Consider the following 26957-nt stretch of genomic DNA (forward strand, 5'->3'; position numbering starts at 1 on the left):
ATAGGAAGTTATTTTGTGTTGGTTTTCATGTGTTCGATCACTCTTTTCCAGGAATCAATACCGCAGGTTCCATTTGCCTTTACGCCTGTGTTTTTCTGGAAAACTTTCAGGGATGTTTCTGTATCGTCTCCGAAATTGCCATCCACAGTAACACCAAGTACAGACTGCAGCACAGAAACTGCAACGCCGGAATTCCCTTTCCGGATGATTGGAAGCTGGGTCTCAAACTTTCCCGTCAGAACTACTGCCTTTTTTGAAGTCTGTACCGGATACACTGCTTTTCCGTTCCAGTCATAGATGGTGTATCCCTGTTTCCACTCTTTCTTTGCATTCTCAAGGCTCTTGTATGCTCCGATCTGGCTCTTGCTGTCAGCCCAGGACTTTCTTGTGCGATAGTACTTATCTACCGTCGGTGTGGCGGTCTTAGCTCCGATCAGCTGCTTGAACCGGTTCCAGTCACCTTTTGCTCGAATTGCTGACGGGCAGTTCTTTGCACATACATCATAATGCTGCACAACTCTGTCTGCCGGGATTCCCAGCTGTTTCATAAGCTGTTTGCACACCTGGACTGTATTCTGGAAAGCTTTCTCATAGTTATAGCCTGCCTGGACGCACATCTCGATCCCTACTGAATTTCTGTTGTTGACAGTACCAAACAGCCGACCGCCGTAGTTAACCCCTACGTGCCATGCGCCACGGTTATATGGAAGCGCCTGATACGCCTCTGTGTCATCCACATATACATGTGCGGAATAGCCTTTAAAGTTGCCATCATGCTGAGCCTTAGCATGCGCTTTCGCATTTGCACCCTTGGCATAGTTATCTGTGTTGTGAATTACGATATATGCCGGTGTCTGGCCTGCATAGCTGTTATTGTTACTGATAAGACTTGTGTTGATATTCATGGTTGTACTCTCCTTTTCTGTTTTTGATGTCTTATTTGATGCCTTAATGGATAATATGCTATTCAGAATATTAATGATCTTCTGGCCGTAATTCCGGCCGGATGCCCACCCCTGACCTTTTGGATTCTCCTGAATGCCCAGATGCTCCACGTGCTCTGCACAGCCTCTGTTGACGTATGTATAGCGCGGATCCACGCAACGATTCTTTAGTCGGTCTGTGGATGCGTAGGCCTGCAGGTGCTGGATCTGTGCTCGGATGCCCTCTGCCGGGGTTTTGAAACTGTTGCCCTTCATGCCGATTTTAGTCACGCCCATTCCACAGAAGTTGTTCTGGCTGAGCGTCACCGCGGATCCGCTGAAAGTGAAGTTCCCAGTTTCCAAGCAAGACTGAGCAAAAGCAATGTCACCACGGACTCCTTCTGCCGCACCTTCTGCGATATACAGAGAAATCATCTTGATGACCGAATCGGACACCTTTGGGTTTACTTTTTTGATATAAGCCCGCATCTGTTCAATGCTGACCTGTGATTTTCCCATGATCTTCAGCATATTGTTTTCTCCTCTCAAAAAAGAGGACGATCACTCGCCCTCTGAATCCTTATATTTTGTTCTATCCCAGATTTCCTTAACTTTTTCCCAACCCCCGGTTGCAACTAAATAAACGATAAATGCCGCAATGACTGATGCTGCGATGTAGTACCAGGTAACTGCAGCTTTATAATATGTGCACATGACCATCAGTGCCAGTGGACACAGGATCATAGATGATACAAGCGCCACAATGCTGGTCTGGATGTTCTTCAGTCCCGGAAGGTCTTTGATTACCTGCACAATAGCTGATACGATGAAAGCCAGAATGCCGATCAGGGCAAGGGCGTAAGTTACATACTGTGTAATTGTATTAATATTCATGATCATTCTCCTTTTCTTTTGATATGTAATTCTTCAATTTCCTGTTTCATTTTTGTTACCATGCCGTTCCCGCCAAGTTCATGATAAGCCTCATACATCTCACAAAAGTTCTGATAAGCATAAGATGGGATATCTCCCATTTTCATGTACTTTGAATGGTATTCGATCATCTGAACACGAAGCAAGAGCATGGTTCCCTTACTATTTGCATCCCGGTCTTTTTTCTGGTTTTTTAGAAGCCAGACGATGTATCCTAAAACAATCGGAAGTGCAATAACGTATGTCTGTGTAAGCATTTCTTTCAATCATTCACACTTTCTCCGGTGTTGCGCCGGCGCAATTTTGCGTAAAACAAAAGAGCCTTACGGCTCTGCTCTGATCTTCATATATGTTTTCTCCTATTCTGTGAGGTGATTATCTTCGATATATTTCTTAATTTCGCTGATATGATTTTTCAGTTCTTTGTTAAGTACGAGGAAGTTTTTCTTGTTATTCTGGCTGATGATTGTTCCGTCCTCAGCTACTTCCGAATAGGTGAATGAGATTCTTTCACCTTCTCCTGTGTTTAATACTATAAAACTCGTTAATACCTTCATATTTCCTCTCTTTCTTCGATGAGCTTTTCTGTTTCTGCGATATACTCTTCGTCATATGCTATTTTTCTGAATCCTACTACTCTGTCCTCGCCTTCGTATCGGTTGTACTCATAACCTTTCTGTTTTGCCTTTAATTCCCAAAAAAATCTGAGACCAGGTGTACCAGTGACTATGAAGTAATCCGGGAAGCATTCTGATACGTACAGATCTCCCTCACCGCATTTCTGCAAAAAAACATAGTACTGCATTTCTGTGTTAATCATCTCTTTTAAGATGTCCTCAATGTCAATGTAGCACTTTCCATCCTCTGATATCTCTCCGGATCCAATGTCGCCGAAATGCGGCGTTGGGGTCTCATAGCAGTAAACGCCTTTTTCTCCGTAGTTTTCTGTTTGACGAACTGCCTGTTTAGTTCCAGCTGTCCGAAAACTATCTGCTACGTATAAATTCCCGTAAATGTTTGTATGTCCCATAGAGTGATGAGCTCCAGAGGAAAAACCCTCGCTGCTGTCATTTGTTTCTGCGTCTGATATCAGGTTTAATCTTTTTCCTCCACTGGCTCGCAGACCTCGTATATCAAATGTAATGTAGTCAGATGTTCCCGGTCCTTTTCGAAAAGTAAGGCGTTTATCCTTTGAAGAAAAAAATGTATCGTAATAGTTCTGTCCGATACCGCTTTCGGGGTTTGTAATGCTTTGATGCGATATCGTATCTGATGAGATCTTGAACCCGGCTATGCTTGCTTTCAAAGAGTACAGATCATCTACTTTAATTTTTTCAGCTGTTACACTGTCAGCTGCAAGTGCGGCCGTGGTTATAGACTTAGACTTGATGTATGTTCCATTCCAGTACAACTTGCCGTCGGTCATGTACATACCCTGGATGTTTCCGTTGTTGGTCAGTAAATTGAATATATCTTCCGAAGAATATCCGTGCCGCACGTCTGGCCGGTAAATATAGATAGTTCCATCACCGGTGCTGATTGAATTGCTACCGCCGAATATTATCAAACTTCCGGATGTTGCGATACTCGTGATATCCTTTATGAAGGAGAACTTTTTCCAGGTGGTGGTTAACGCTATGCTTTCACTGACCTTGTTAAAGGAGAATGTCACTGTCTGCGCTTTTGATGCCTTGGCCCAGAAGGTCACTGTATATCGGCCTGTGGCGTTGATTATCGTGTTTTCGTTTCTTTTTGAAGCCAAATAGCAATTCGCTGCGTCCGCAACGATAGCCACTGCATTTTTCCCACCATCTGGATCATTCTGTCCCGACTTGATTGTCCCGGCCGTGTTCCAGTATGCTTTAATGTTATCGTCAGAGAACCTGTATCCTTTGACGAGATTTCCTCCGGACGCTTCCAGCTTTCCGATTTCGGAAAGTGTGTAGCTTTTTGAGTAATCCTGTGAATCTTTAATCACTAACTTATCACATTCATCCGTGTACTTTTTTGCATCTGACAATGCCGTGATACTATAGTTTTTGATAGTATCCATAGCGTCGTTAGATATATCCGTGATACTGATGTTGCCCTGCAGGTCTATGATGTTTGCACGGATCTTGATCTGTTCTGCCGACTGATTGATCTGACTGATCAGTGATGCTTTGTCAGCCTTTTTTGTCCATTCCGTGCTCGATGTGACTGTTGATACTATAGCGCTGTCAGTGATCTTCTGAGACGCTTCTGTTTTCCATGTTTGCAATTCGCCAACAGATTTTTTTGTGGCGTACGTAGATGATACCTTACTTTCAATGCTTCCTGCCTTCTGGTCAATCATTGACTGTGTTTGCGTAACTGTGGCATATGACTTTAACAACTCTTTTGCTGAAGCCTGTGCGGTATCAACAGCTGCCTGTTTTGCCGCATCTGCATAGCCTTTTGCAGTTGCATCGGCAGATGCAAGCTTCTGTTGAACATCTGATCCTGTGGCATAAGTCTGTGATATAGTTGAGGACAGGCCATCTATCTTGGCCTGAATAGTAGCATTCATCGTGGCTGTGGTACTATAGTTGTCCCGTAGATTTGTCTGCACCCGCGAAAGGTTTTGCGACATGCCATCCACACCTGATTTATACTCAGCAACTTTGGCATCGAGGTCTGTGTACTTTCCGCTGACAGCATCGTATTTGGACGTTATGTCTGTATAGGTCTGCTCAAGTCCATCTACAGTAAGCTTCACATCCGCAAGTTTGCTATACATAGTAACCTTGCTGTTCTGCAGTTCGAGGATTTCGCTCTCGCTGATCAGAGCTTCAATCTTGCCTTTGACAACAGAAAAATTTGTCTCATTTGCCTGGAAGCGCTTTAATATCGCGTCCGGTGCAAAAATATTCACTTCTTTCTGAAATCTCATTTTTTCTCACCTCCTTTCTGTGAGATTAAATAGTAAGGTCTTCATTGATATTCGAAATCTCTCAACATTTTCTGTAAATATTAAGCTTAATACTTACACCTATGCATCGTTTCTCATGTACGGAGCGACTTCACGATATAATGGATTTATGTACATTGTCTTTGTTGATGTTGCATCGGAAAAACGGACAGTAAATTTTATTAAAATTGCAGACTTTGTGGCAAGCAGGACTTTTTCGGGTACATACAGTGATGACACATCTACATTGACGATAAACGCCAGCGAAACCATATGGGGAGGCATTAAGATGCTGATGCTTAAATAGTAACCGGTTTTCAATCTGTGAAAAAAATGTATCCGACTTAGATAATCCACCAGCTGCATTTATTTTAAATACGGATATAAATCCTAAAGGGCTTCCTAAATTGGACAGCAATGGGTGTTGCGTTATACAACATAACCCTGGTAATGAAATATATACTGCACAATTGGCTTTTTCGTTCGGCTGCGAAAAAATAGCAATAAGGACGAAAAAGACTGATTCTTGGAGTGCTTGGAAATACTTTTCAGCTCAATAAAATAGTAAGCGGTTCAAGGCCGATAGTTATATTATACATAGTGATGGCTCTACCAAAACAGTAAGCGTAAAGTGGAATAGTGTAAACAATCATATGACTTCGTTTCTACTAATTGATAACAACTGCATTACTTCTTTATACATAACAGGAAAGCAGACGGGAGCGACAGAACTATCAAAAAAATCTGAATACGCAGCACCACCCGTACTTGATACTTCTTCGGCAACATTGAAAGTGACACTTATTCCCTGGAGCACAGCACTTTTAATCTGCTTTGATCCTGTGACTATAAGTTAAATAGTAACCGTATTTCCAGTTATGCAAGTGCCGCCTACGACAAGATTCCAGACGGCAACGAAATTGCTTTTTTCCGTGCTGGTGAAAACGCAATTGTAGTAAACGAAAACCTTACTATACCTCCGTGGGCATTCTGCATCTACATTCCATTCGGACGGGATGCTGGATTGATAGTTGTTGGAATTGGTAAAGTAATAGCAGCCTACCGGATGAACAGCACTTGGACATATCGTTACGACATAAAATAGTAAGACGCCATCAAAATACGTAAATTCTTTGGAAAACTACATGAAAAACGCTCCTATAGGCGTGAATTTTTGTGATTGTCAAGGAGCAGACGATAATCCCGACAAAGGTACTATGTCAATATGTATGACATTTGTTAATGATGATCACAGTTGGGGAGTACAGTATCTTTTTGTATATGAGCGCATTCGTTACCGTATAATGAGTAATGGTGCTGTGGACGAATGGAGGCGAATAATATAGAAATTTTCCTCTTCCCATTTAATTGGTTTGTGAACAGAGCACTTCTTGTGGCAAAATAAAGGTAAAATAAAGCCATAGGAGGTGCACTTTTTTGACAAAAATCGAAATGATACAATCGAGGATAATGGAGAGGATGCAGGATATACTTTCGAACGAACAGTTGCAGCACTTGGAGAACGTCTTGGCGATAGAATTCCACGGGATTGAGGTGCAGGAGGAGTGTACGCAGCTAGTAACGTCAGAAATTCACTGGCAGAAGATTCTTAGGACCTTCATTGCTTCGAAAAGAATCGAGAACTGCAGTCCAGGAACACTGGAAAGATATAATGACTGTGTAGTTAAGCTTGTCACGGCTCTGAATAAGCGGCTACAGGATATCACAACGAATGACATTCGATACTATCTTGCAATGTATCAGGAACAGAGGAAGATCTCTATGAGCTATATGGATACGATCAGACGGTACCTAAGTAGCTTTTTTGCATGGATATCGGATGAGGGGTATATTAGCCGCAATCCTATGAGGCGCCTTAAGAAGATTAAGGTACCAAGAATGATTAAGAAACCCTTTACACAAGCTGAAATGGAGCATCTGCGCTGTAACGCGGAGTGCCAGCGAGACATAGCAATCATGGCGTTCCTGTACAGTACAGCGGCCAGAATTGGGGAGGTTGTGAGACTGAACCGGAAAGACATAAATTGGGCTAATAAGGAAGTGATTATATACGGAGAAAAGGGAAAGAAGGAGAGAAGAGTATACCTGACGGATGATTGTGCATATCATCTGCATAAGTATCTGTTATCCAGAGATGATACAAACCCGGCCTTGTTCGTGAGCAATAAGCGGCCACACACCCGCCTAGGAAAGCAGGCAATCCAGTCCATGCTACGAACACTTGGCCAGAAGACGGAAATCCATGCACATCCGCATAAATTCCGTCGCACATTACTGACGGACGCCGGAAACCGAGGCATACCACTTCAGGAAATCCAGATGTATGCCGGACACCAGAAGCCAGACACGACTATGATGTATGTGACGGTAAGTGAAGAAAACGTCCGAGCATCATTCAGACGGTATATAGCCTGAATTGTTCTAAATAAATAATATAATTTTTTGAAGCTGGCAGAAATGGCAGCCTTTTTGTCGTACCTAAAAAACTACAAAAAGGAAATGAGGATTAAGAAGATGTTCAGAGAGACGATATTATACAAAATGGGAAGGTGGCAAATTAATTCACTCTTTCATATGAATACTTCGCCCATTTCGACCATACGTTAGGATTTCCGGTGAAATCTCTAATATACATAACACCGCCGCCAATGATAACTATTTGTATATCATACACGTTCAGCAAAATTAATACGCCCCAATATTTCTCAGTGGATGATATTCCAGGAATGATTGCTCCGTCAATTTGATATTCCCCGGGTAATTTCCCGTTGCCCGCCCGGTATTCTTCCAGTGTGGTTGTACCGGTTATTTTCTCCCTATACCGCTTACTATTTAACTTATAGTCACAGGATCAAAGCAGATTAAAAGTGCTGTGCTCCAGGGAATAAGTGTCACTTTCAATGTTGCAGAAGAAGTATCAAGTACGGGTGGTACTGCGTATTCAGATTCTCCTGATATTGTTGTCACTCCCGCCCCCTTTCCTGTTATATATAAAGAGGTAATGCAGTTGTTATCAATTAGTAGAAACGAAGTCATATGATTGTTTACACTATTCCACTTTACGCTTACTGTTTTGGTAGAGTCATCACTATGTATAATATAACTATCGGCCTTGAACCGCTTACTATTTAATTCATTAAGTGCGGCTGGAAGTGTCTTGGTTCCCTGATCTAATGCAAATGTTTGCGATGTCAAATTTTTGAGTATCTGGGTGGTCAAATCCTCAAGTGTGATAACACCACCCTCATTTGTGGTTGGGTCTACAAATATCAATTTCTTTCCTGTTGGTACTTCTTTTACTGTGGCCAAGGCATTTGCGTTCTGGCCGTCCTGCGGTAATGCCATATTATCTCCTTTCTGGTGCCCTGATCGGGCACCTTACGCATCTACTTGTAAGCATATAGCCTTACTTCCAACTACCAGAATCTTGTCACCAACGACAAGAGCCATATGTATATATCTTGTGAATTGTCCGATAACTACTCCACCGAACATATAATCATTGTTATTTACTGTTACTGAATAGCCATACTGTAGGAACACTTCGCCGCTCTCTGTGCGTCTGCTCCAGGCAAACCATGCAGCCGGATATTCTTTTGTAACATCCTTGCCAGCTTTATATAGAACCGCTGATATCGTAGTAGTTCCGTCGCCATTGTCCTGATACTTCGCATTGTATAGGAGTGTTCCATCTGTAACACCATGCAGATCAGTTATGGTTTGAGATAGTTCTGTTTCAAACCCTTTGATACTGCTCTGGATATTAGCCACCTCCTGAGATGTCGTTTCAATTGCGCTCTTAGCTTCCTGTGCCTTCTTGTCTGCTGCGGCTATATCTTTTGCAAGACCTGCAGCATCTGATATGATCGATACCGTCTGCGTATCCAGGAGCTGCACACCAGATTCATCATACAGAGAGCATTTGATGATATTTACATCCGGGCCAGATGGAGTATATACCTTCATCAGCTCCGGAGATGTGGATCCATATTTGATATTGTAGGTCTTCCCGGAATCCGTTGACTCTTCGATCTGGAACTTTCCGGAATAACTGCTCACCATACCATTGTCATTTTTAAAAGCTGAGAACGTCACATTTGCTGGTTCCAGTGTTTTATCATCTTTCAGTTTCTTAATAATCTGTGTACTAGCTCTCAGGTCATAACTCAGGCCAATCTTACCGTCCTTAGCTTTGGATACAGAAAAACGCTTTGTGATCCATGAGCCCACGGACTTCACTACCATCGTTTTGCCACTAATAATCAAGCCTTTACCGCCTACCAGAAGTACTTTACTTTCCAGTCCGTACAGTGCCGATATATCAACATATCCGCTGTCAGTGGACATTGCAGTAACCTGATACTTTCTGAGATTCGGATCCCATGTTCCGGCTATGCCGGGAGATGTAGTAGCCTTGATCTCATCAATATGATCAGATACATCTGTATCACCCAGGAACACTGAAAAGACAGTGTAACAGGAACTGTAATCCCCTCCGGTTCCATCTGCGTAGGTATGGACCACATGAGCGTCATTATTGAGCGATGCACCAATAGCATCCAGTATTGAGATACCAGATAATGTTTCCATGGCCTTCTTAGCCGCATCTGTTGCCGCTGATGCACTATCTGATGCAGAACTTGCAGTGTCTCCAATCCGGGTGATATTCTGGCTCATCTTAGTGTATGCCTGATTAAGACTTTGGTTAGAATCATCCAGCCAGATACGGTTACTCTTGATTACCTTGGAGCTGTTATTGATTTCTGTAAACAGGCTGTTTATATCAAGTTTAGATGCTGCTATGTTGGCCGAATCAGACACCATCTTATTGACGATCAGCCCATCTGCTATCGCATCAGGCTTAACACCTGTTGCATCGATCAGGATGCCTTTTCCGGTCTTATCAAACAGGGAGAAGGTGAAATCTCCATTTGCGTCCCGTCCAGCCTGCATCCGGACTGTGCCATCTGTATCGGACCACTGCTGCGTTGCTCCCTGGATACGGATGCCGCCATCGTCGGAAGCTATCAGGAATTTGTTTGTTGAGATTGTGCCGGCAAGAAGATCTGCAACAGATACTGTTTGCATCACCGCTGACCGAATCAGAGCCGAGTCAATGACCGCATTCTGTGAGGTCAGGTGGATGTTCTGTATTTCACCAATACCAGCACCGCCTGATAAAAGTACCTTGATATTCCCGAATTCATTATCCAGGATACCGATTTTGGCGTTAACAGCTGTAAAATCAGTTGTTCTGAGGGTGTAGATATCTCCTTCTACAGCTTCCAGTCTTTTCGTATACGTTTCCTCAAACTGTGCCGTATTTGATTTCAGTATTCCAAATTCGCCTTCTACAGCTGTGATTTTTCCAGACACATCCAGATATTTTACACCTAGCTCTTTGATGTACGCTGATTCAATTATTCCATTTTCCAAATCAATAATCTGTCTGCTATGTATTCCATCGATTGCATCTCCGTCAATCTGGCCATTATCGTTCGTGATGTTATCCACCGTATCTGCGGTATCTTCATACTTTTGTGCCAGCTCATCAAAAGTCAGAACTTTATTCGCCAGTGTGCAGCTATTCTTTTCCGGCGCCTCCGGATAAATTTTCACACTTACAATACGCTGCTTCTCTTTCTCTCCAGTAACGTGATCGATTAAAGTTACCGTATCACCGATTTCGTATTGGAGTATTGAATATTTTTGGGAATTTCGTGATAAATCTACGATGTCTGCACTGTATGATACATACGGCTTGCTCATATCTGCCAGCTTTGCTGCAGCATCTTCTTTTAATGAATCTGCGATCGTATATCTCTCATCTTTCCAGATGCAGCGTTTTTTCTTGCTGCTGTACTGATGATTTTCCAGATAAATCTTTCCTGAATTAACTGTTTCAATGGTTAATCCATCTTTTCCGTATGGCTCTATCTCTGTGTAGAAATCATATGTGGAATACTGTACAGTAAGCTTTCGAAGATTCAGCTGGTCTGAAAAATACACTCCCTTGTCACTTCCGATTTCCGGATATATATCGATGCTCTGTTTTTTAGAATCAATCTTAATCTCAGCCCGATATGTTTTCAAAGCCTGTTTCAGGACATCCAGCGCAGACACATTTGCCATGGACAGTGTTCGTTTTTTTGAAACACTACACTCACCAACTGTCCAGCCAGTTCCTGTAAATGCCAGCTGCAATGCTGCTTTTATCGTTTGTTCTTCTGATCTGAATGTCCTGAACGGTTTTCCTTCCAGGCTTTCCAAGTCCAGTTGCGCCGTTATATTTGCTGTTCCCTCACTGCTTTTTTCGATTTCTTTAACAACAAATCGGTCTTCTTTTGTTTCTATGTACCCTTCAACCACAATAGCTGATCTGACATTTCTGTACGGTACTGAAAACGTAAGTGTCTTATCATCAAGCTCGATCGAGTTCTCGATACACAAATCACTGTATTTTCGCAAACCCTTCACGGGGACTTTATTTTTATCTAATATTCTAAGCATGTTATCCTCCCCGCTTTTTCATGATTATTTTGCTATTTCAAGTAAAGTCATAAGCTGATTTGGAGTTGCGTTCATTTTCTTGAATTCTTCTTCTGAAAAGCGCTCAACATTCACATCGGTTTCTGTATTCATCAACGTGGTGATTTCCGTGTTATATCCAGGGATATCTGTGATACGGATTCTTCCGTCTTCGTCCATGACGATCTTGCCTTTTTCATCTTTTTCGCCATATTTTCTTAAGATATCGTTTTTAACTTTCAGAACAGGATTTAATACCTGAGTAAGGTTATAGTTGTTTCTTGCAATTTTAAGTGCGAGAACGGGATTATCAATTTCTTTATTTCCAACTGCCGTAAGCACGTTCTGCATGTTCTCAATCTTCTGATTTGTAAATCTCATTTCAACTCTCCTTTACATATATCGTGGTTTGTATTTAATAACAATATCGCACTGATCACTTGTGCAGCTGATTGTATTGCTTCCTGGTCTCAGGTGCGGAAACGCCCAGAACTCTGTGTCTGAAAATTTGTTCTTTCCCTCCTGAAGAACTGTGCAATCATCTCCGCTAATCACTATCTTTTTTCCTTGCTTCAGATTTTTGATAATTATTCCTTCATCGGATCCGGAGACCTGGTCGTAAAATGCGCCAAACAACTGAATCTGTGCTATATCTGTTTTTGGAGTGATTTCAATATCGCAAGGAGCCGCTAGATTTCCTTCTGCAAGAATAATCTGTACGGTACCATTCACCGCAACCGTAATCTGCTCTGTACTCTTTTCCCATCCCTGCATTGTTATTGTCACTTTATAGTCCCATCTTTTTATGAATTCTTTTTCGACTCCGGTAACTTCTGCACTGATATTTATATCAACATTGTCCAGTCTGATCATACTTCCGGTCACAAAGTCGTTAACTACCTCACTGATTCTCAGCTCTGCCTCTGTTTTAGTGCTCCCGGATACAATCATTTCTATCTGCACTTCGAAAAACCGCGTCTCAGGGAACCATGATCGGGTCGGATCCGCATTATGATCCAGCCACTCTGTGTAAGTATTTACCTGTCGTGGCTGGATGGTCTGCTGGCCAAATTTTATTTTTCCTTTATATTTTTTTGTCAGATCTTTTCCATCTACTATCATTAACGTTTCCTCGATATTCTCAGTGCTGCCTGGTTCATTAAGTAGTCAATCTCCTGCGCATCTTCAAACTTATAATTTCCGTAGAAATTTACGTTTGTGGTTCCGGCAGTCTGAACACCTGTTACATTTGCAGATACAATCAGGTCACTACTAAGGCCCTGTACTGCTTTCTGTATCATTCCCCGGCTGTTCTCAAGGCTTTTGGCAAGTCCCTGAACGAAGTCCGGCATCCAACTTTCATAGTCAGTCAAAGGTCCTTCATCTGGTACAGAGAAATGAAGGAAAGCCCGAATCTTACCTGCCACGTCCGAAGCAGCGCTTGTCACGGCTCCTATGGCGCTTCTGATTCCATTTGCGATTCCGTTCACGAAATCTACACCCCAGTTCCATGCTTTCCCAGGAAGAGAAACGATAAAGTTAATTGCCGACTGAAATCCATTCTCGACTACGGTTCCTAACCCGGACAAGGCAGTGCCAATGTTTGATACCATGCTTCTAAACGCATCAACAGCTGAATCCTTCAGCTTTCCAGCTGTAGTCGTAACTTTTTCTTTAATAGATTCCCAAATTCCATTCGCTATATCTCTTATGCTAGTGAATAGTGTTGAGACATTCGTTTTTAGCCCCTGTATCAGTGTTGTTACAACCGTTTTGATTCCTGTCCAGATCCGGCTTGCTGCATTTTTGATATTATTCCAGATAGCCTGTGCATCCGTGCTTAATTTGCTGAAATCTCCTGTTACGAGATCTATCAGTAAAAGAACCGGTGCGAGAATCGTGTTTTTCAAAAGCTCCCATGCACCTTTTGCGATATCAACAAGTCCGCTCCAGATTGACTGAATTGTATTAACTCCGGTCTGCCAAAGGCCTGTTATGGTTCCTATAGTTTCTTGTACTACAGGATTCTGCATGATCGTATTCCATGCGTTTGTGAAAAAATCCGAAATCTGGTTCCAGATTCCAGCCCACCATTCCGGGATACTTTGGAATTTTGCCACCAGGCTGTCCCATGCCTGCGGTATCGTTTCGGTAAAAAATGAGCAGATTGATTCCCACACTTGTGAGCATTTCTCTTTCACTTTTACCCATAAATCTCCGAACCACTCCGATATAGCGCCCCAGTTTTTCACAATGGCTATGATTGCGGTAATTGCTGCAGCTACACCGGCAATAATTCCGATGATTGGTCCTAGGACCGCTGTTCCTAGCGTTCCCACAATCATCATAACCGCTGTTATGGCAGGGGCTAAAGTGGTAAAGGCGGCAATCACAGCCCCCAGTATAATCACAAAATTCTGTACCGGCTCTGGCAGTTTTCCGAAAAACTCTCCCGTCTGTTTCAATCCTGCTGCTATCGGTGGAATGATATTGTTTGCCAGGTTCATCAGTGCCTCTCCCAACGGAATCAGGCTCTGCTCCAGCTGTCTCATGCTTGCCTCAAACGTCTGGGAGTCTGTCGTGGACTGGTCGAACATATTCTCTGCTGATCCAGCCACGTCATCATAGGTGTCCCCTACCGTAGTGAGCGACTCGATAAACTTCGCATTGCCGTCCTCGGCCATTGTACCGAATGCCAGCGCTGCTTTGTTCAGTTTGTCCTGCTGGTTCTCTGTGTTTTGAATATCTGTCACAATGGCATCAATAACATCTTTCTGTGTAGCTCCGCCCTGCTGCCACTGTTTGAATACATCCTCAACTTCTTTGCTCCAGCCTCCGGTTCCGGCTTGTACCTCCCCGGTCTTTTCATCAATTTTGCTCAGTGAATCCGCTATAGTTCCATCAACCAGTCTGGTCGTGACTTCGTTAATGGCATCGTTTACCTTGTCCAGGTTATACGCTCCATTGTCCAGTCCGTTCTGCAATAGCTGGAAATACTCCTGAGCGGAATAACCGGCCTGAGCGAACTTTCCAGAATACTCTGAGAGGTTATCCCCCAGCTCGTTTGTCTTATCCAGGCCATTCTGTGTACCCTTTACGATATAGTCCATGGCCTGCTGTGCCGTGAGTCCGTACTGCTCCATGAGGCTGTTGACACCTCGGAGAGTCTCATTCATGTCAATTCCATACAGCTCATCCAGCGTGATTGCCTGCTCTGTCAGATGTGTCAGTGTAGTCTCATCCAGATCTTTCAGGTTCTTTTTGACCGTAATGACCGCATTTGATACAGAGTCCATGGAATCTCCCACGCCCTCAGCATATACGTCCTTGATGACTCCGGCTGTTTCCTCAGCCGTTTTCCCGGTTTCTCCAAAATAAGTGGACGCTTTTACTGTGGCATCTTGTGTCTCCAGAAAAGCGTCCTTTGCTTTGTCTCCTAATTCTGTTATTTTATCCCCCAGTCCAGAAAGCTGATCGGCAGCCTCCATCAATGCGCCTGCTGAGAGGGTTTTTCCCATCTCGTCCAGTTGTTCTGCTGTGTTGTCTGTCTGTGTTCCTGCTTCTTTCAAGTCCTGGATGAGGTTCTTGATTGCCTGTCCATCGTCTACCGTATCCAGAGCGTCTGTCATCTGTTTGATGTCAGCTTTTCCGTCTGTGGCTGATCTTCCGATCTTTTCAATGGCCAGTTTTAACTGATCTGATGATGCAGATCCGTTTTTGATTGCTGTTACCAACTTGCTGCCCAGGACGTCCGCATAATCATCCACGTCCGCTCCCAGAGCATCAAATAATTTGCTGAGACGTTCGGTATTTGTAGCCAGTCTGTCCTGTTCGGTGTTTAATCCGTCCAGTTCTGACTGATACCGGCTCAGTGTTGCCTTGGTTGCCTCAACTTCCCGCTGGAAAGCCATGTACTCCTCCTGACCAATCTTTCCGGCCTCCAGAGCCGCCGTCACATCTTTCTGTGCCGCCTCCAGCGTATTCAATTTGTTTGCTGTGTCTGCTATCGCATTTTTCAATAATTCCTGTTTTTGCGCTACCAGCACCGTATTTGATGGATCTAATTTCAGCAGAGTGTTCACGTCTTTCAGCTGTGCCTGGGTATTTTTCAGCTTGTCGTTTACACCGCTTAGGGCTTTCTGCAGGCCCGTGGTATCTCCGCCGATTTCAATCGTTATTCCTTTGATATTCCGGCCTGTCGCCATCCTGTTCCACCTCCTTAGAACTTGTCAAAATCCTCCTGTGTTGCCATCTTCGGATATTTGTACGAATCATTCTGTTGCTCAGTAAACATATCCATGACCATTCCGACTGTTAGCAGATCAAGATCCCGGATAGAGATTCCGACCTGACAGCATCTCAGGAGGAACAGTGGAGTATTTAACTCCCTGCTACTCGGTCTAAGTTTTTTTTTGCCCGACTTTTCGTCTCCTCATTCATATTCCAGAGTTCCAGAATGGCAGGCAGAATCTGGTAAATAGAGAATGTGTTGAACTGCTCCAGCCAGTCCATAATGTCCGGCGGCACATTCTCCGGATCCGCGTGCTGTGCCATGACATACGCGATATTTTCAAACATTTCCAGGTCCTCAATCGGAATCTCGCTTGACTCCTTATCCTCTTTTTTGCCTTTCTTTTTCACAGACTTTGCAATTTTCTGCAAATCCACGAAAAGATCTCTGCGGAATTTCATCCGGTAGATTCTCGGCACCGCTGCTGACGCCTTGAACTCCACCTCTCTGCCATCAATTTCCACCTTTTTTCTCAGCATAATCTATCCCTCCTATCTCTTTGCTTCAGCTGTCTGTGCCACCTCGCTTGTCACGGCAACCGGCTCATATACTTTGTTGTACCAACCTGTATATGTTCCATCTGCTGTGTCCGGTCCTGTCTGTACTTTTACCAGACCGTCTTTTCTCGGACTGTTTGTGATTGTCAGAGTCTCTGTTCCAGGGTCTACTGTCTCCTCTTTTGTCTCGGATGCAATAGACGGTCTTGTGCATGTGCAGTTATATAAGCATCTGCGGATTGCTTTCACATCTCCATCAAACTCAAACAGTAGAGCGAACGGATTCGTTGTTTTGTCTGCATTTTCCGCCAGAACACCATTTTTATCCTGCTCCTCATTGAGAATTTCCACGCGGAACCAGCTCGGAATGAGTGCCATTTCCAAATCTCCCTCATATCCATTGTTTGCACTTGTCACATAGTACGCAATTCCGTCCGCGTAGAACTTGGAAATCTCTCCTTGCGCGTCCAGGCTGATGCTGACCGCTCCAGGAATACTTTTCGGAGCATCATACGTGTATGTAGTAGCTCCCTCTGTGTTCTTTTCTGTCTGCTTGGCCACATGAACGTTTTTAATGTTGTACTTGACTTTGTTCTCTTCTCCAGTCATTTTCTATACCTCCATTTCATATAATGACTCCCACATTTTCTCCGACTCCAGCCATTCAGATGCCGTCTGTTCCCAGGCAATGCCATATTTGTCCAGGACTTCCTCCAGCTTTTTCTCCAGCTCCCAGTCTTTGTCATCTGTGTAGAGTTCAATATCCAGTTTCGTTATCTTTTTGTATGTCTTGCCATCTGCGAAAAAATTATCTGTTCCCGGTGTTAGCCATACAGCAATAGGGAGCGGGATGCCCTGCATCTCTTTCTGTGTGAAATGATGATATCTGAATGGGATTCCCATTTCTCCCAGCATCTGTTCAATTTGATTTTTGGTCATAATCTCATCCTCAGCTCCTTTTCCAGCTCATCTACTGCTTCCTCCTCTGCAGGTGCAATATGCACTATTGCCTTGGTTCTTCCACCGCCCCGTTTCTGGTGTCCTTTCTCCAGTAGATGTGTCAAAGCATATTCCGGTTTATCCGCGTAGACAACCATTGTATGCTTTGTCCTTTTGGTCTCTCCCGTCCCATAGGTCCATGATGCTGCATAGTCTCCTGTCAGCTTTGGAGATGTTTTATTCAGTATTTTTGCTGTATCCTCGGCAACTTCCTTGGACACTTTCTCGACTTCCAAGCCGACCGCCACGCCATAATCATCCAGCTCTTTCATGACTGCCTTGGCTAGGTCTCCGATTTTAATTGCCACCAGAATCCCTCCCATCTTTGAACGGGTGCATCAGCTTTTCCAGTGATAAATACAACGCCGGCGGTTTCGTATCATACTTCGGTTGTACCTGCTTGATCTGATAATGCCCGGCTCTGTCTTTCATCTCTGACTCATCAAATGTCATATTGCCACATAACCAGTCCGTCTCGTTTTCCAGAATAATCACATCATTGACCTCGATCTGCTCTGCATCCAGTACCTCCAGCGGAATTGCTAGAAGCTTATCCACCTGGTTTCCGGCCGTTTGCGCCTTCCAGTATCTTGTTACGCCTACCGTTCTGTTTCCAAAACGTATATGCTCCAACTTTGTTCTGGTCAGACTTCGTTCATCCGCTTCACAGATCGTCAGCAGGCCGTCTCCAAAATTTTCAAAATGCTTACTACTGATCCGCGGCATATCCGTCCACCTTTCTGTCTATCTGCAGAGAAATGATCTCATCTCTGTAATTCTGCCAGAACTGTGGTATCTCCCCCGCTCTGGCATACATGACATAATCAAAAAGGAGTGCTTTTTCCTGAGTTTCCTCATAGAAATTGCACTCCCCTATTTTCCCGCTTATGGCAGCCATTCCTCTTTTGACCATGCCCCTGATTTTCTCATCTCCCAGGGAATCATCCCAGGTTATCTCCAGATAATTTTTGATCTCGTTTAGGAGCTTGTTGTCTTTATCGTCTGCCATAATTCATTTACTCCTTTGTCACTGTTACTTTGTAGCTCTTTGTCTGTGCTCCGTCAGTCGCTTTTACAGTCACAGTATTGGAACCCTCGGACCAGTTTGCTGCTGCTCCATTTGTCACTTTCACATCTCCCACCGTGATCTCAATTTCCGCTGTGGAACTTGCCGGTACTGCTGTGATTGTGTTGGACGCATTCTGTGTGGTTGCTGTGTATTCTGTGGTTTCTGCTGTAAATGTCGGAGACAGTTTCAGTGCACCAATTTTTAAGTCGGCCAGTGTTGCATCATCTGTCTTTGTTTTTTCTGTCTCGCTTACAACCTTAAAACGTAACGGCTGGAGATCCTTGATATCCAGAACCTGGAAAGCATTGTTATCCAGTGCGAAACCATGAGCATACAGCTTGATGAGATATACCCTCTCATCTTCCAGGAATCTGTATTCGTCAGAATATTCAATTTTTCCATTTTTTGCCATTCCGACTCCCAGGAAATACTTGGTTGCCATTCCATATACTGCTTTTCCCTCCGGAACAGCTGCGCTCTGAATGATTTCAGCGTCCACCGGGAGCACAGATGCATAGATTCCATCCGGAGTCAGCATCCTTGTGGCCGGGAGCACTCTGCGGAAATAATCTACCGGATTAACCAACAAAATGAGGCTTGTGACAGTTCTTGCCTGTCCTTTGTCGTTTCTGGCCATGATTGCTGTAACATTTCCCATCTGTGTCATGTCCAGTGCAGTCATTTTGATAGCGTTTTTGTCCGGATATTTTCCGCCTGTCACTACAACGCCCTCTCCGACCTGTTTCATCATACCGATTGGCTCATCTTTTCCAGTTCCCTGTACAATACCGTGCTCCAGCCCGTTTGCCAGTGCCTCATAGAGCACCTGACGCACGTATGTATCCAACCATGTCGGTCCTAAATCCAGCATAGCCTTGGAAACTGGCAGGAATGCGCTCAGTTTTTCCTGTGTTACATCTACCTCTTTGAATCCAGAGGTCAGCTCCTCGATGATCTTGGCTGTCAGCTTGCCCCATGCTGCTTTCTGCTCGCCGTTTATATTCATCATCATTCTTGTCAGACCTGTCACTGTGGTTGCATTCAGCTTGGACAGGAGCGGGTGGTTTGTCTGGAGTTCATCAAAGACAGAATCAATGATTGTTTCCGGCATAACCACCTCAACGTCATTAAGAGCCTGTTTCGGATCTGTGGATCTCATAGCCTCAATGATTTTCTCATAATACTGTTTTTCCTTAGAGGTCAGCTGGCGCACACCTCTCTGTGCCAGGATTGTTGCATCCTGCTCAACCAGCATCTCTTTGGCCTGCTCCAGAACATTGTCCTCAATCTTCTGGCACAGCTCAGTGAACGCCTCGCTGAATGCTTTTGTATCGTCATCTTTGATGGCCTGATTCATTTTTTCAACAATCTTGGCCTTTTCCATTGCTAATACGTCTTTATTCTTCATATCAGTTCTCCTTTACATATTTTGGAATAATTTTGCTAACTGGTTTGTGAGTTTCTTTTCTTCCGGCTCTGGTTTTGGAGTCGGTACCGGAGGTTTTGGTTCTCCTCCCTGCTGCCGCATAGACTCCAACTGTTCCCGGAATGATTTCTGCTGTGCAATCACACCGGACAGCTGCTGCACGCGGCTCATCAGTCTCTGCTGTACATCCTTATCATCAGCCTGGTAGCTGTCTACCCTGTCAATGAGGCCGTATTCCAGAGCTTTCTCCGGTGTTAGGAATGTTTCTGCCTCCATCATGTCAATGAGCTGCTGTTCTTCCAGGTTTGATTTTTCCAGAAAAATCTGTCTGTTTGACTCCATGAGCGTATCCAGATCATCTGCTGCTTTTCTGAGTTCTTTGGCATTTCCATCCACGCTCATCCACATATTGTGAATCAATGCAGATGTTCCCAGTCCCATGACGCGCTCATCACACGCCTGCAGGATCAGGAACGCTACGCTGTAGGCAACTCCATCCACATATCCAACCTTTTTGCAGTTCTTCTGTTTCAGCTGGCTATAGATCGCCACGCCCTCTTTGACAGATCCTCCGTTTGAGTTGATATGCAGCTCAATGGTTGCTGTATCAGGAATTGCTGCAAGCTGCTCCTGGAAATACTTTGCAGATGTCTCCGATTCCTCATAGCTCCATGTGCTCCAGTTAAATGTGCCGTATGCTGTCACATCGTCATAGATGTATAATTTGTGAGTATCGTCCTCTGCTTTCTGAAAACATACAAATACTTTATCCTGTCTTGGCATTCTTCCCACCTCCTTTCTGCTGTTCTTCCAGGATTTCCTGGATAGTTGAGTAGTTTTTCGTGATGAAATGCTGGTCTGCCCAGTCCTCATCTATCGGAATCTCTCCCAGTGCTCTCAGAATCATATTCACTGTATAAATTCCGGAGCTGATGAGCTTGTCTGCTGATGTTGCAATGTCGAACATGTCAATATGTTTGACTCTCATGGTGTCGATCTGTAGCTTTGTTCCTTTCTGTATCCCGTTTTTTCCAATCCTCTTGCGGTTGATCTCCTGCATGAACATCTGTGCAAGCGGGTCCAGGCAAAACGTCAACATCTCGTCCACTGCTTTCTCGGTGTCCTGCACGTCTCCCTTGGCCAGTGTAGGCGGCATGGAGAATCCTCTGGCTGTAAAGTCAAAGATGTCATCATACTGACTCTTGATATCACGACTGGTTCCCTCACTGTAAGTCTTTGAGCCAATGTCTGTGTATGAATATCCCTCAAACAGTGGCAGGACAGCGTTTGGACTTTCAAAGAATGACTTAAAATACTCATTCATGAGCTTTTCCAGTTTCTTATTGAACAATTTGTCACTCTGAGCCATTGCCGAAATGTCCAGGATTCCTCTACTGCCTCTGCTTTTGAGATACGATTTTGCAGAATAATCAATCAGCTTGCTGTATGAGTCATACAGGTGCTGTATGATCCGGTTTACATTCTTGTTGTTGAGTGTCCAGTGAAGCACGTCTGAACTTCGAAATGACCGCGAAAATGTGTAATTATCCACCTGCACATTGGTATAAGTGTCTCCATACAGTGCATTTTTCGTCACAGAAAAATCATCAGCCACCAGGAGCTGTCCGTCATAGCTCTCTACAATCAAAAGCTCATTGTTTCGGAACAACTGCTCCATAGCCTTTGATAAAAATTCTGCTTTGTTCTGGTTGCGGTTCGGTTCGTAGTTCCATAGATAATATTCATCTTTGAACAATTCCTCTCCCTCGTAAAATGTGCGAAATTCACATTTTGTCAGAGCGTTGGCAATCTTCCCTACACAAGTCCAGAACGCCAGCTCTCTCAGACAAATTTCTGTTACCGCATCACGAACCTGTTGATCTGTAATCTCCACAGTTGATACCCGCTGCACATCTTCTCCCGGTTTTTCTCTTGCCTTGAACAGCTTTCTAAGACTTAATCCCATGTCAGTTTCCTCCTTTCTGCGCTAATATGTGAATACGCCCAGATCCGGCGCGCTTACGCTCTGAGCATACGGCAGGTCATCCTCTACCGTCATAGATGCAGCCAATGCCATGAAAGGGTCTGTCTTTCTTGACTTTGCCTCAATCTTTGCATATACAAAGTTTCCAATATCGGCATCATCTTCCTTTCCCAGTTTCCGGCCGTATCTGACCATCTTTGTGTTATTTGTTGCCCAGCGCAACACTGGGTTATCTCCCCATACGAAATAGTCATTTGCAAAACAGCTGTCTATAACCGGCGCAACTTTCATGATATCTGACGGTCTTACCAGTTTTAGGTTTTTGTACGCTTTTGCATCAAAACCAATGTTCTGCAGATACTTGGCCACCAGAGCATAACGGAAATCATCTATTGCCATTTTCTTGATCGAATAGTATTCCATCTGTGCTTCAATATAGTCCACAATCAGCTCTGGGTGGATTTCCACATCATCAACCAGCGTGATATGCCCCCGATCCGCCCACTCTTTCCATGGTGCCTTTATTCTTGGCAGATCTTTTGACTGCAGGCAGAGCCAGGAATGGTTTAGATCATACCTGGTATCCACGTCTCTGAAATGGAGATTAACAGAAATCATATCAGTGACTTTTGAGAAGTCGATGCCACAGGTGCACATTCTTCCCACCAGATCATCTACTGGCACAGGTCTATTAGTTGCCTTGATTCTTTCATAGGCGCACACTTTGATCTCGCTGGAGCCGTCTGGGAGGTTCATTCTCTTTGTCATGAATGCCGTAAACTTCTCAGGCCGTTTCAACCAATCTCTGTATTCTTTCCGGATTTCCTCCATGAGATCCGGCAGGTATCTCAATGATGGGTTAGCCTTTTCCCAGTTCTTCTCATCGTGTACCTCTTCCTTGCTGTCCAACCGGCAGATAAACGGTAGTAGGCCGTTGTCCGGTTCTCCTCCGAACAGGATTTCCTCTGTTGTCCCCAGCAGGTCATCCAACGGCCCCTCCCTGACATCTCCCTGGGTAGTGTAATAAGACCGGCGCGGGTGTTTTTTCTTACCCAAGCCGGTCGTAAATACATTGATGTTCTTATAGTCCTGATACTGATGGATCTCATTGAGCACTACCATCCCGGAACGGAGACCATCTTTTCCGCCTGGATTGTTTGTGTGCCCCTTTATGGTTGACCTTGTATCCTTACAGACTACTTCTTCCCTCGTCCATTTAAAAAATCGCTGGAGCTTTTTGAGCCACTTCGGCTGCTCAAATGCTCCAACGATATCCTTCACCGGCCGGAGAGCCTGGTCCTCATTATTCGCACAGATATCAACGTCATATTCTCTGATTCCGTTGTACTCAGATGCCAGTGCTGTTGATTCCAGCGCTATTGTTCCGTCCTTTCCTGCACCTCGTCCAATCAAGCAGAACAAATCCGGCCACCTTGGCCGTCCATTTTCCCTCCAGTACGTGCAGTCATGCAATCCAATCACGAACTGCTGCCACGGGAAAACCTCATCATACGGGAAATATCGTGCCAGTCCCAGGTAGTCCGTCAGTTGCTGCTGGTCCACATAGATGTCCTCCGTCTCAAAACACTTTCTGACATGTTTCATCAGTGCCTTGACATCTTTGGACGCCTCCACTTTTCCTGTCTCCACTGCCTCCATGTAGGCTTCTATTCGTGGATCACAGTTTGTCATCATCGTCATCCCTTATGGTTTTCTCCGTGGTTAGACCAAGCTTGTCCAATATCATAAGCATTTGCTTATTTACGGCCACCAGATCTTTGACGGATTGATTTTGTTTTATGATGGTGGCCTTGCCGGATGCAGATTGTGCCTCATAGGATACTCCTCTCTTTTTTATGTCTGTTTTTAGCTTTTTCTTGATATCGTAGAGGGCCATATAGTCATCTATGAGGTCCAAAAAGCATGAAATATCAGCCTGTTTTTTCTCAAGCTGAGAAATTAAACTTTCTAATATATCCGATTTTTTTTGCGCCATATTCCCGCCCCCTATTTTTTATTTTTTATCATGTGCGAACTTTCTCGGCGTTGTCGAGGCCTCCCACCGGTCTCCGTAGTTGAAATTAAAACGCTAATTTTTTCGACCGGGGGTATACGCTTTTTTCTGTGCTTTCTGTCCACTTTCCAGAGCAAAATCCGGATTCGTTGTGTGATCGCACAGCCCGTCTATTGCATTTATATTATGCACACAGAACTCTTTGTCACATTGCGTATTCTTTTCCGGATCACAGTTGAATACCTTTATCTTTTGTCCTCCGCATTCGATGATCTGTTCCTGCTTCATGTTGTCCCTCTTTTATTTTCCCTATCTTCTGAGCGATTTTGTCCACAGTGTCATTGACTGCTGCTACATCATCAATCAATCTGTCTAACTGGTCACGTTCCACGTCTACCTGCACCGTGATTCTGCTCGTTGGTCTCTCCTGTAGTATTGCGTATCCCACGGGCATCAATGGCCCTCCGGAACAATTCGCGCACACTTGACCGTCTTGATACTCTCTCGGTATCACATTCAGCATTCCACACGCCTGGCATTGTGTAACCATATAATCTGCTGCATCGCTTGTCCTTGCCATATCAATCCCACCTTTCCTCTGTCAGAGTTTCTTTCTTCTCTGGTTTCCTGTATCCATGCACTGCCTCATGGCAGTCGTGACACAGACTGACCAGGTTCCTTTTCCGTACACCATGCCACTCATACCATATCTCCAGTGCCATATCCGGATGTTTCCTCACGTAGTTCACGTGATGCACGGTCGTTGCCGGTGTGTATTTGTGATGTTCTCTGCATCTCTGACACTCACTGTGATCCATCTTCAATACCTGCTTCCGGATCTGTTTCCATCGTGTCCACGTGTAGAATCTATGTATGTCGTTCTCCACGCACCAGCGCGTAAATTCTTTTTCCTGTTCTGTCATTCTTCTTCAACAGCAAAGAGCACCCGGATCATTCCGAGTGCTCTTCGTTCATTTTGTCTGTAAATTCTTTCATCATTTTCATTAGTTGTCCTGCCTGGCTGACGTTTGCTTTCCTGCAGGCTTCGGCGTATTGTTCTGCTATATCCCGTTTCAGTTTATAGCTCTTTGATATCCATCCGGCTTTGTCCTGATATTTCTTTGACGCTACCGTCTGTGGCTTCGGATTACCTGTTGGCACTGTTATCCCTCCGTTTCCGGATGAGATAATACACCAATTTGGCTAAACCGATCGCTACAAAGAATATTCCCAGTTTCCACAGCATACTTTACACAGATGAGTTATTGTGTTATATTTTGTTTAAGAGAAGGGCTTTCGCCCCTCTCTGCTAATTTAATAGCTTATCGAGAATCAGTAGAATGATTCCGATGACCAAGTCCGTTATCGCTCCGAGTAGCCAGCTCTTTAAGTCGATATCGGACTTTTTCTTTTCCGGATGCTTCCGGTTCTTGTTACTCATCTGTTTCTCACCTCCTTATATTTATATTATACAATATGGTGCACCATATGTCAAGTAATATCATAAAAGCACCTAACATAATGTCAGATGCTTTACAGAGGTGTGCTATTGGCCAGATATGGGTATATCTGATCGGAATGGCAGGATTCGAACCTGCGACCTCACTTTTGTAGTGCGCTCTTCCACCTGAGCTACGTTCCGAAACCACTGTCTGTGGGTTGACAGTGGAATTTGCGAAAGGAGGATTTCATTTATTTTTCCTGAAATCCATTGTAATAATAACACAGATATTGTGTGTACTTCCATGTACTCTTTTCAGATTTTAAAATTTTGTAATGCTCGACCATGAATCTTATGTATCCATTTCCAGCTATAATTCATCTTCAAGGCTACTTCCTCCCATTTCAGTCCTGTTATATATCTCAATCTCAGCACTTCCTGTTCATCCTCATTTTCCATCTGTTTGATTTGCCTTTCAATCTTCTGATAACATCTGGCTTTTTCCAGGCGTTCTACCTTCAGGAGCTCGATCTGCTCATCCAGAATAGCTATGTAGTCTGACAGATCGGACTGGTTGCTGCCTTTTGGCATCCCGTCATTGGCCACGGCAGGGAACATCTTGTCTGCCCTCAGTCTCTGGATCTCGTCAAGGATATCTTTTTCTCTCTTCACTGCTCTTCGATAGGATTTCAGATATTCTTTTTTCTCTTCGTTTTCTTTCTGGATTTCTGTTTCCACTGGTATCCTCCCCTTTCGATGCTTTTAGCCGGGAGCATACACGTTCCCGGCTTTCTCTGCATTTCTTTTATTTATCCGCGATCACGGCATCGGCTCCCTGGACTGTAACCCAGCCATTTTTGTAATGTGCTTCTGCTTCCTTCATTTTGATCAATTCATCTGTAATGGATGCACTGAGTTCTTTATTAGCCTCTGCCTGTGCTTTTGCCTTGGTTTTTGTGTTTTCTGCTTCAGCTGCTGCTTTAACCTTAGCTTTCTTTGCGTCTGCCTCTGCCTTGGTCAGTTCGATCTGAGCGTCCGCTTCTGCCTGGAGCTTCTCTGTTTCCTTCTGGACTTTTACTTTTTCCTGCTCTGCCTGCGCCTGCTGTTTTTCCTGCAGGGCAGTAACACGATTATCAATGGCCTGTTTCAGCTTTTTATCCGGATGCACGTCCACGATGGAAGCATCCAGGACTTCAATGCCGTATTTTTTATGAAAATCTTTGTTAAGATATTCCGTGATAGCGTTATTCAGCTCAGATCTGTTTCCGGAATAGATGTCCATCATTGAATAATCGGTTGTAACCTCAGAAATCTTTGACTTCAAAACAGTTTTGACACGGTTTTCGATAATATCTTCCCCGTCCATTCCCTTGAAACGTTTGTATGTATCAATCACTGTATCTGGATCGTATCGGTAACTCATCTGGAAAGATACTGTAATGCTGGCATCGTCTGATGTGGCTACTTTGAAAGAATCATCCTCTTTACTGCCATCCCTTTTGTCCTTTGTGAGAACGAGGATCTCATTGCTGGTACTGAATTCTTTTACTTTGTTCATCGGTGCGATAAAATGCATTCCCGTGGTGAGTACTGTGTCCTGTACTCCATCTTTATAGTTGTAGACGATACCAACTTTACCTGTGCCGATAAAATCCATTCTTGATACAGTGTATCCTCCGCCAAGAACTGCTACTGCTGCCACGATTCCGATAATAATCTTACTTTTCATTTTTGTTCTCCTTTTCTTTGATAGCTTCTTTTACTTTGTTATATGTTTCATCTTCAATCTCGAATTTCTTCTGCTGCCGCCTGATCGACAGGATCACTCTGCTTCCAATCCAGGCCAGCACCAGGGCTGCGATTCCGAACACCATACCGGAACCAAGAAATATTACCCACATT

28 protein-coding genes and 1 tRNA gene are annotated in these 26957 nt (G+C 44.1%); 1 reads left to right on the forward strand and 28 read right to left on the reverse strand.

The genetic code is table 11. From position 1 onward, the window contains the following. Positions 1 to 8 precede the first annotated feature (8 nt). The 5 genes from BN3261_RS18395 to BN3261_RS08045 all read right to left on the reverse strand — a co-directional run bounded on the left by BN3261_RS18395 (position 9) and on the right by BN3261_RS08045 (position 4767). The gene (locus tag BN3261_RS18395; RefSeq protein WP_330383255.1) at positions 9 to 1454 is read right to left on the reverse strand and encodes an N-acetylmuramoyl-L-alanine amidase; all 1446 of its coding nucleotides are present in this window, start codon (positions 1452 to 1454) and stop codon (positions 9 to 11) included. Between the two features lie 30 nt (positions 1455 to 1484). Beyond that, positions 1485 to 1817 carry a hypothetical protein gene (locus BN3261_RS08030; protein ID WP_059085949.1) on the reverse strand — a complete coding sequence of 111 codons (333 nt, stop codon included), beginning with the start codon at positions 1815 to 1817 and terminating at the stop codon, positions 1485 to 1487. Positions 1818 to 1819: 2 nt separating this feature from the next. Beyond that, positions 1820 to 2113, reverse strand: a complete 294-nt coding sequence (locus BN3261_RS08035) for a hypothetical protein (protein WP_110925877.1) — start codon at positions 2111 to 2113, stop codon at positions 1820 to 1822. 102 nt (positions 2114 to 2215) lie between these two features. Next, positions 2216 to 2413, reverse strand: a complete 198-nt coding sequence (locus tag BN3261_RS08040; protein ID WP_059085951.1) for a hypothetical protein — start codon at positions 2411 to 2413, stop codon at positions 2216 to 2218. Further along, entirely contained in the window at positions 2410 to 4767 is a 2358-nt protein-coding gene (locus tag BN3261_RS08045) for a hypothetical protein (RefSeq protein ID WP_059085952.1), read from the reverse strand. Before BN3261_RS08045 ends, BN3261_RS08040 begins: the two co-directional genes overlap by 4 nt. 1455 nt (positions 4768 to 6222) lie before the next feature. Between BN3261_RS08045 and BN3261_RS08055 the strand changes: the two genes are divergently transcribed. Beyond that, positions 6223 to 7221 (forward strand): tyrosine-type recombinase/integrase, encoded by a 999-nt coding sequence (locus tag BN3261_RS08055; RefSeq protein WP_059085954.1) that lies wholly within the window; start codon positions 6223 to 6225, stop codon positions 7219 to 7221. 417 nt (positions 7222 to 7638) lie between these two features. On the opposite strand, the gene BN3261_RS08060 is transcribed toward BN3261_RS08055, so the two are convergent. From BN3261_RS08060 to BN3261_RS08175, 23 genes are all read right to left on the reverse strand, one after another. After that, a complete protein-coding gene (locus BN3261_RS08060; protein WP_059085955.1) occupies positions 7639 to 8151 on the reverse strand; it encodes a hypothetical protein in 513 nt (170 codons plus the stop codon). Positions 8152 to 8184: 33 nt separating this feature from the next. Continuing rightward, positions 8185 to 11316: a phage tail protein gene (locus BN3261_RS08065; RefSeq protein ID WP_059085956.1), complete on the reverse strand. Its 3132-nt coding sequence runs from the start codon at positions 11314 to 11316 to the stop codon at positions 8185 to 8187. Positions 11317 to 11340: 24 nt separating this feature from the next. Then, a complete protein-coding gene (locus BN3261_RS08070) occupies positions 11341 to 11715 on the reverse strand; it encodes a hypothetical protein (protein ID WP_059085957.1) in 375 nt (124 codons plus the stop codon). A 12-nt stretch (positions 11716 to 11727) separates the two neighbouring features. Next, on the reverse strand, positions 11728 to 12456 hold the full coding sequence (locus tag BN3261_RS08075; protein ID WP_059085958.1) for a phage distal tail protein: 729 nt from the start codon (positions 12454 to 12456) through the stop codon (positions 11728 to 11730). Further along, positions 12456 to 15539 carry a phage tail tape measure protein gene (locus BN3261_RS08080; protein ID WP_110925781.1) on the reverse strand — a complete coding sequence of 1028 codons (3084 nt, stop codon included), beginning with the start codon at positions 15537 to 15539 and terminating at the stop codon, positions 12456 to 12458. The genes BN3261_RS08075 and BN3261_RS08080 overlap by 1 nt, the downstream gene beginning before the upstream one ends. Before the next feature lie 175 nt (positions 15540 to 15714). Further along, the gene (locus BN3261_RS08085) at positions 15715 to 16104 is read right to left on the reverse strand and encodes a hypothetical protein (RefSeq protein ID WP_059085959.1); all 390 of its coding nucleotides are present in this window, start codon (positions 16102 to 16104) and stop codon (positions 15715 to 15717) included. A 12-nt stretch (positions 16105 to 16116) separates the two neighbouring features. After that, positions 16117 to 16731 carry a major tail protein gene (locus BN3261_RS08090; RefSeq protein ID WP_059085960.1) on the reverse strand — a complete coding sequence of 205 codons (615 nt, stop codon included), beginning with the start codon at positions 16729 to 16731 and terminating at the stop codon, positions 16117 to 16119. A gap of 3 nt (positions 16732 to 16734) precedes the next feature. Then, the gene (locus BN3261_RS08095) at positions 16735 to 17061 is read right to left on the reverse strand and encodes a hypothetical protein (RefSeq protein ID WP_059085961.1); all 327 of its coding nucleotides are present in this window, start codon (positions 17059 to 17061) and stop codon (positions 16735 to 16737) included. Continuing rightward, complete coding sequence (locus BN3261_RS08100; RefSeq protein WP_059085962.1) at positions 17058 to 17429, reverse strand: HK97 gp10 family phage protein; 372 nt, start codon at positions 17427 to 17429, stop codon at positions 17058 to 17060. The genes BN3261_RS08095 and BN3261_RS08100 overlap by 4 nt, the downstream gene beginning before the upstream one ends. Beyond that, on the reverse strand, positions 17419 to 17847 hold the full coding sequence (locus BN3261_RS08105) for a hypothetical protein (protein ID WP_059085963.1): 429 nt from the start codon (positions 17845 to 17847) through the stop codon (positions 17419 to 17421). Before BN3261_RS08105 ends, BN3261_RS08100 begins: the two co-directional genes overlap by 11 nt. Next, positions 17831 to 18130, reverse strand: a complete 300-nt coding sequence (locus BN3261_RS08110; protein WP_059085964.1) for a hypothetical protein — start codon at positions 18128 to 18130, stop codon at positions 17831 to 17833. Before BN3261_RS08110 ends, BN3261_RS08105 begins: the two co-directional genes overlap by 17 nt. A gap of 7 nt (positions 18131 to 18137) precedes the next feature. Next, a complete protein-coding gene (locus tag BN3261_RS08115; RefSeq protein WP_059085965.1) occupies positions 18138 to 19598 on the reverse strand; it encodes a phage major capsid protein in 1461 nt (486 codons plus the stop codon). Between the two features lie 12 nt (positions 19599 to 19610). Continuing rightward, complete coding sequence (locus tag BN3261_RS08120; protein WP_059085966.1) at positions 19611 to 20399, reverse strand: head maturation protease, ClpP-related; 789 nt, start codon at positions 20397 to 20399, stop codon at positions 19611 to 19613. Then, positions 20383 to 21582, reverse strand: coding sequence for a phage portal protein (locus BN3261_RS08125; protein WP_059085967.1), 1200 nt, complete (start codon positions 21580 to 21582; stop codon positions 20383 to 20385). Before BN3261_RS08125 ends, BN3261_RS08120 begins: the two co-directional genes overlap by 17 nt. Before the next feature lie 21 nt (positions 21583 to 21603). Further along, a complete protein-coding gene (locus BN3261_RS08130; RefSeq protein ID WP_235812359.1) occupies positions 21604 to 23301 on the reverse strand; it encodes a terminase TerL endonuclease subunit in 1698 nt (565 codons plus the stop codon). Then, positions 23279 to 23596, reverse strand: a complete 318-nt coding sequence (locus BN3261_RS08135) for a P27 family phage terminase small subunit (RefSeq protein WP_059085968.1) — start codon at positions 23594 to 23596, stop codon at positions 23279 to 23281. Before BN3261_RS08135 ends, BN3261_RS08130 begins: the two co-directional genes overlap by 23 nt. A gap of 247 nt (positions 23597 to 23843) precedes the next feature. After that, complete coding sequence (locus tag BN3261_RS08145) at positions 23844 to 24194, reverse strand: hypothetical protein (RefSeq protein WP_059085970.1); 351 nt, start codon at positions 24192 to 24194, stop codon at positions 23844 to 23846. Between the two features lies 1 nt (position 24195). Then, positions 24196 to 24432: a hypothetical protein gene (locus BN3261_RS08150; protein WP_235812360.1), complete on the reverse strand. Its 237-nt coding sequence runs from the start codon at positions 24430 to 24432 to the stop codon at positions 24196 to 24198. A 133-nt stretch (positions 24433 to 24565) separates the two neighbouring features. Further along, positions 24566 to 24775, reverse strand: coding sequence for a hypothetical protein (locus tag BN3261_RS08155; RefSeq protein ID WP_059085972.1), 210 nt, complete (start codon positions 24773 to 24775; stop codon positions 24566 to 24568). 412 nt (positions 24776 to 25187) lie between these two features. Beyond that, positions 25188 to 25256 (reverse strand) — tRNA-Leu (locus BN3261_RS08160). A 114-nt stretch (positions 25257 to 25370) separates the two neighbouring features. Then, entirely contained in the window at positions 25371 to 25793 is a 423-nt protein-coding gene (locus BN3261_RS08165; RefSeq protein WP_059085973.1) for a sigma factor-like helix-turn-helix DNA-binding protein, read from the reverse strand. A gap of 67 nt (positions 25794 to 25860) precedes the next feature. After that, positions 25861 to 26784, reverse strand: coding sequence for an SPFH domain-containing protein (locus BN3261_RS08170; RefSeq protein ID WP_059085974.1), 924 nt, complete (start codon positions 26782 to 26784; stop codon positions 25861 to 25863). Continuing rightward, positions 26774 to 26956 carry a hypothetical protein gene (locus BN3261_RS08175; protein WP_059085975.1) on the reverse strand — a complete coding sequence of 61 codons (183 nt, stop codon included), beginning with the start codon at positions 26954 to 26956 and terminating at the stop codon, positions 26774 to 26776. Before BN3261_RS08175 ends, BN3261_RS08170 begins: the two co-directional genes overlap by 11 nt. Between the last annotated feature and the right edge of the window lies 1 nt (position 26957).

The sequence above is a fragment of the Blautia massiliensis (ex Durand et al. 2017) genome, from assembly GCF_001487165.1.
GTDB classification, from domain to species: Bacteria; Bacillota; Clostridia; order Lachnospirales; family Lachnospiraceae; genus Blautia_A; species Blautia_A fusiformis.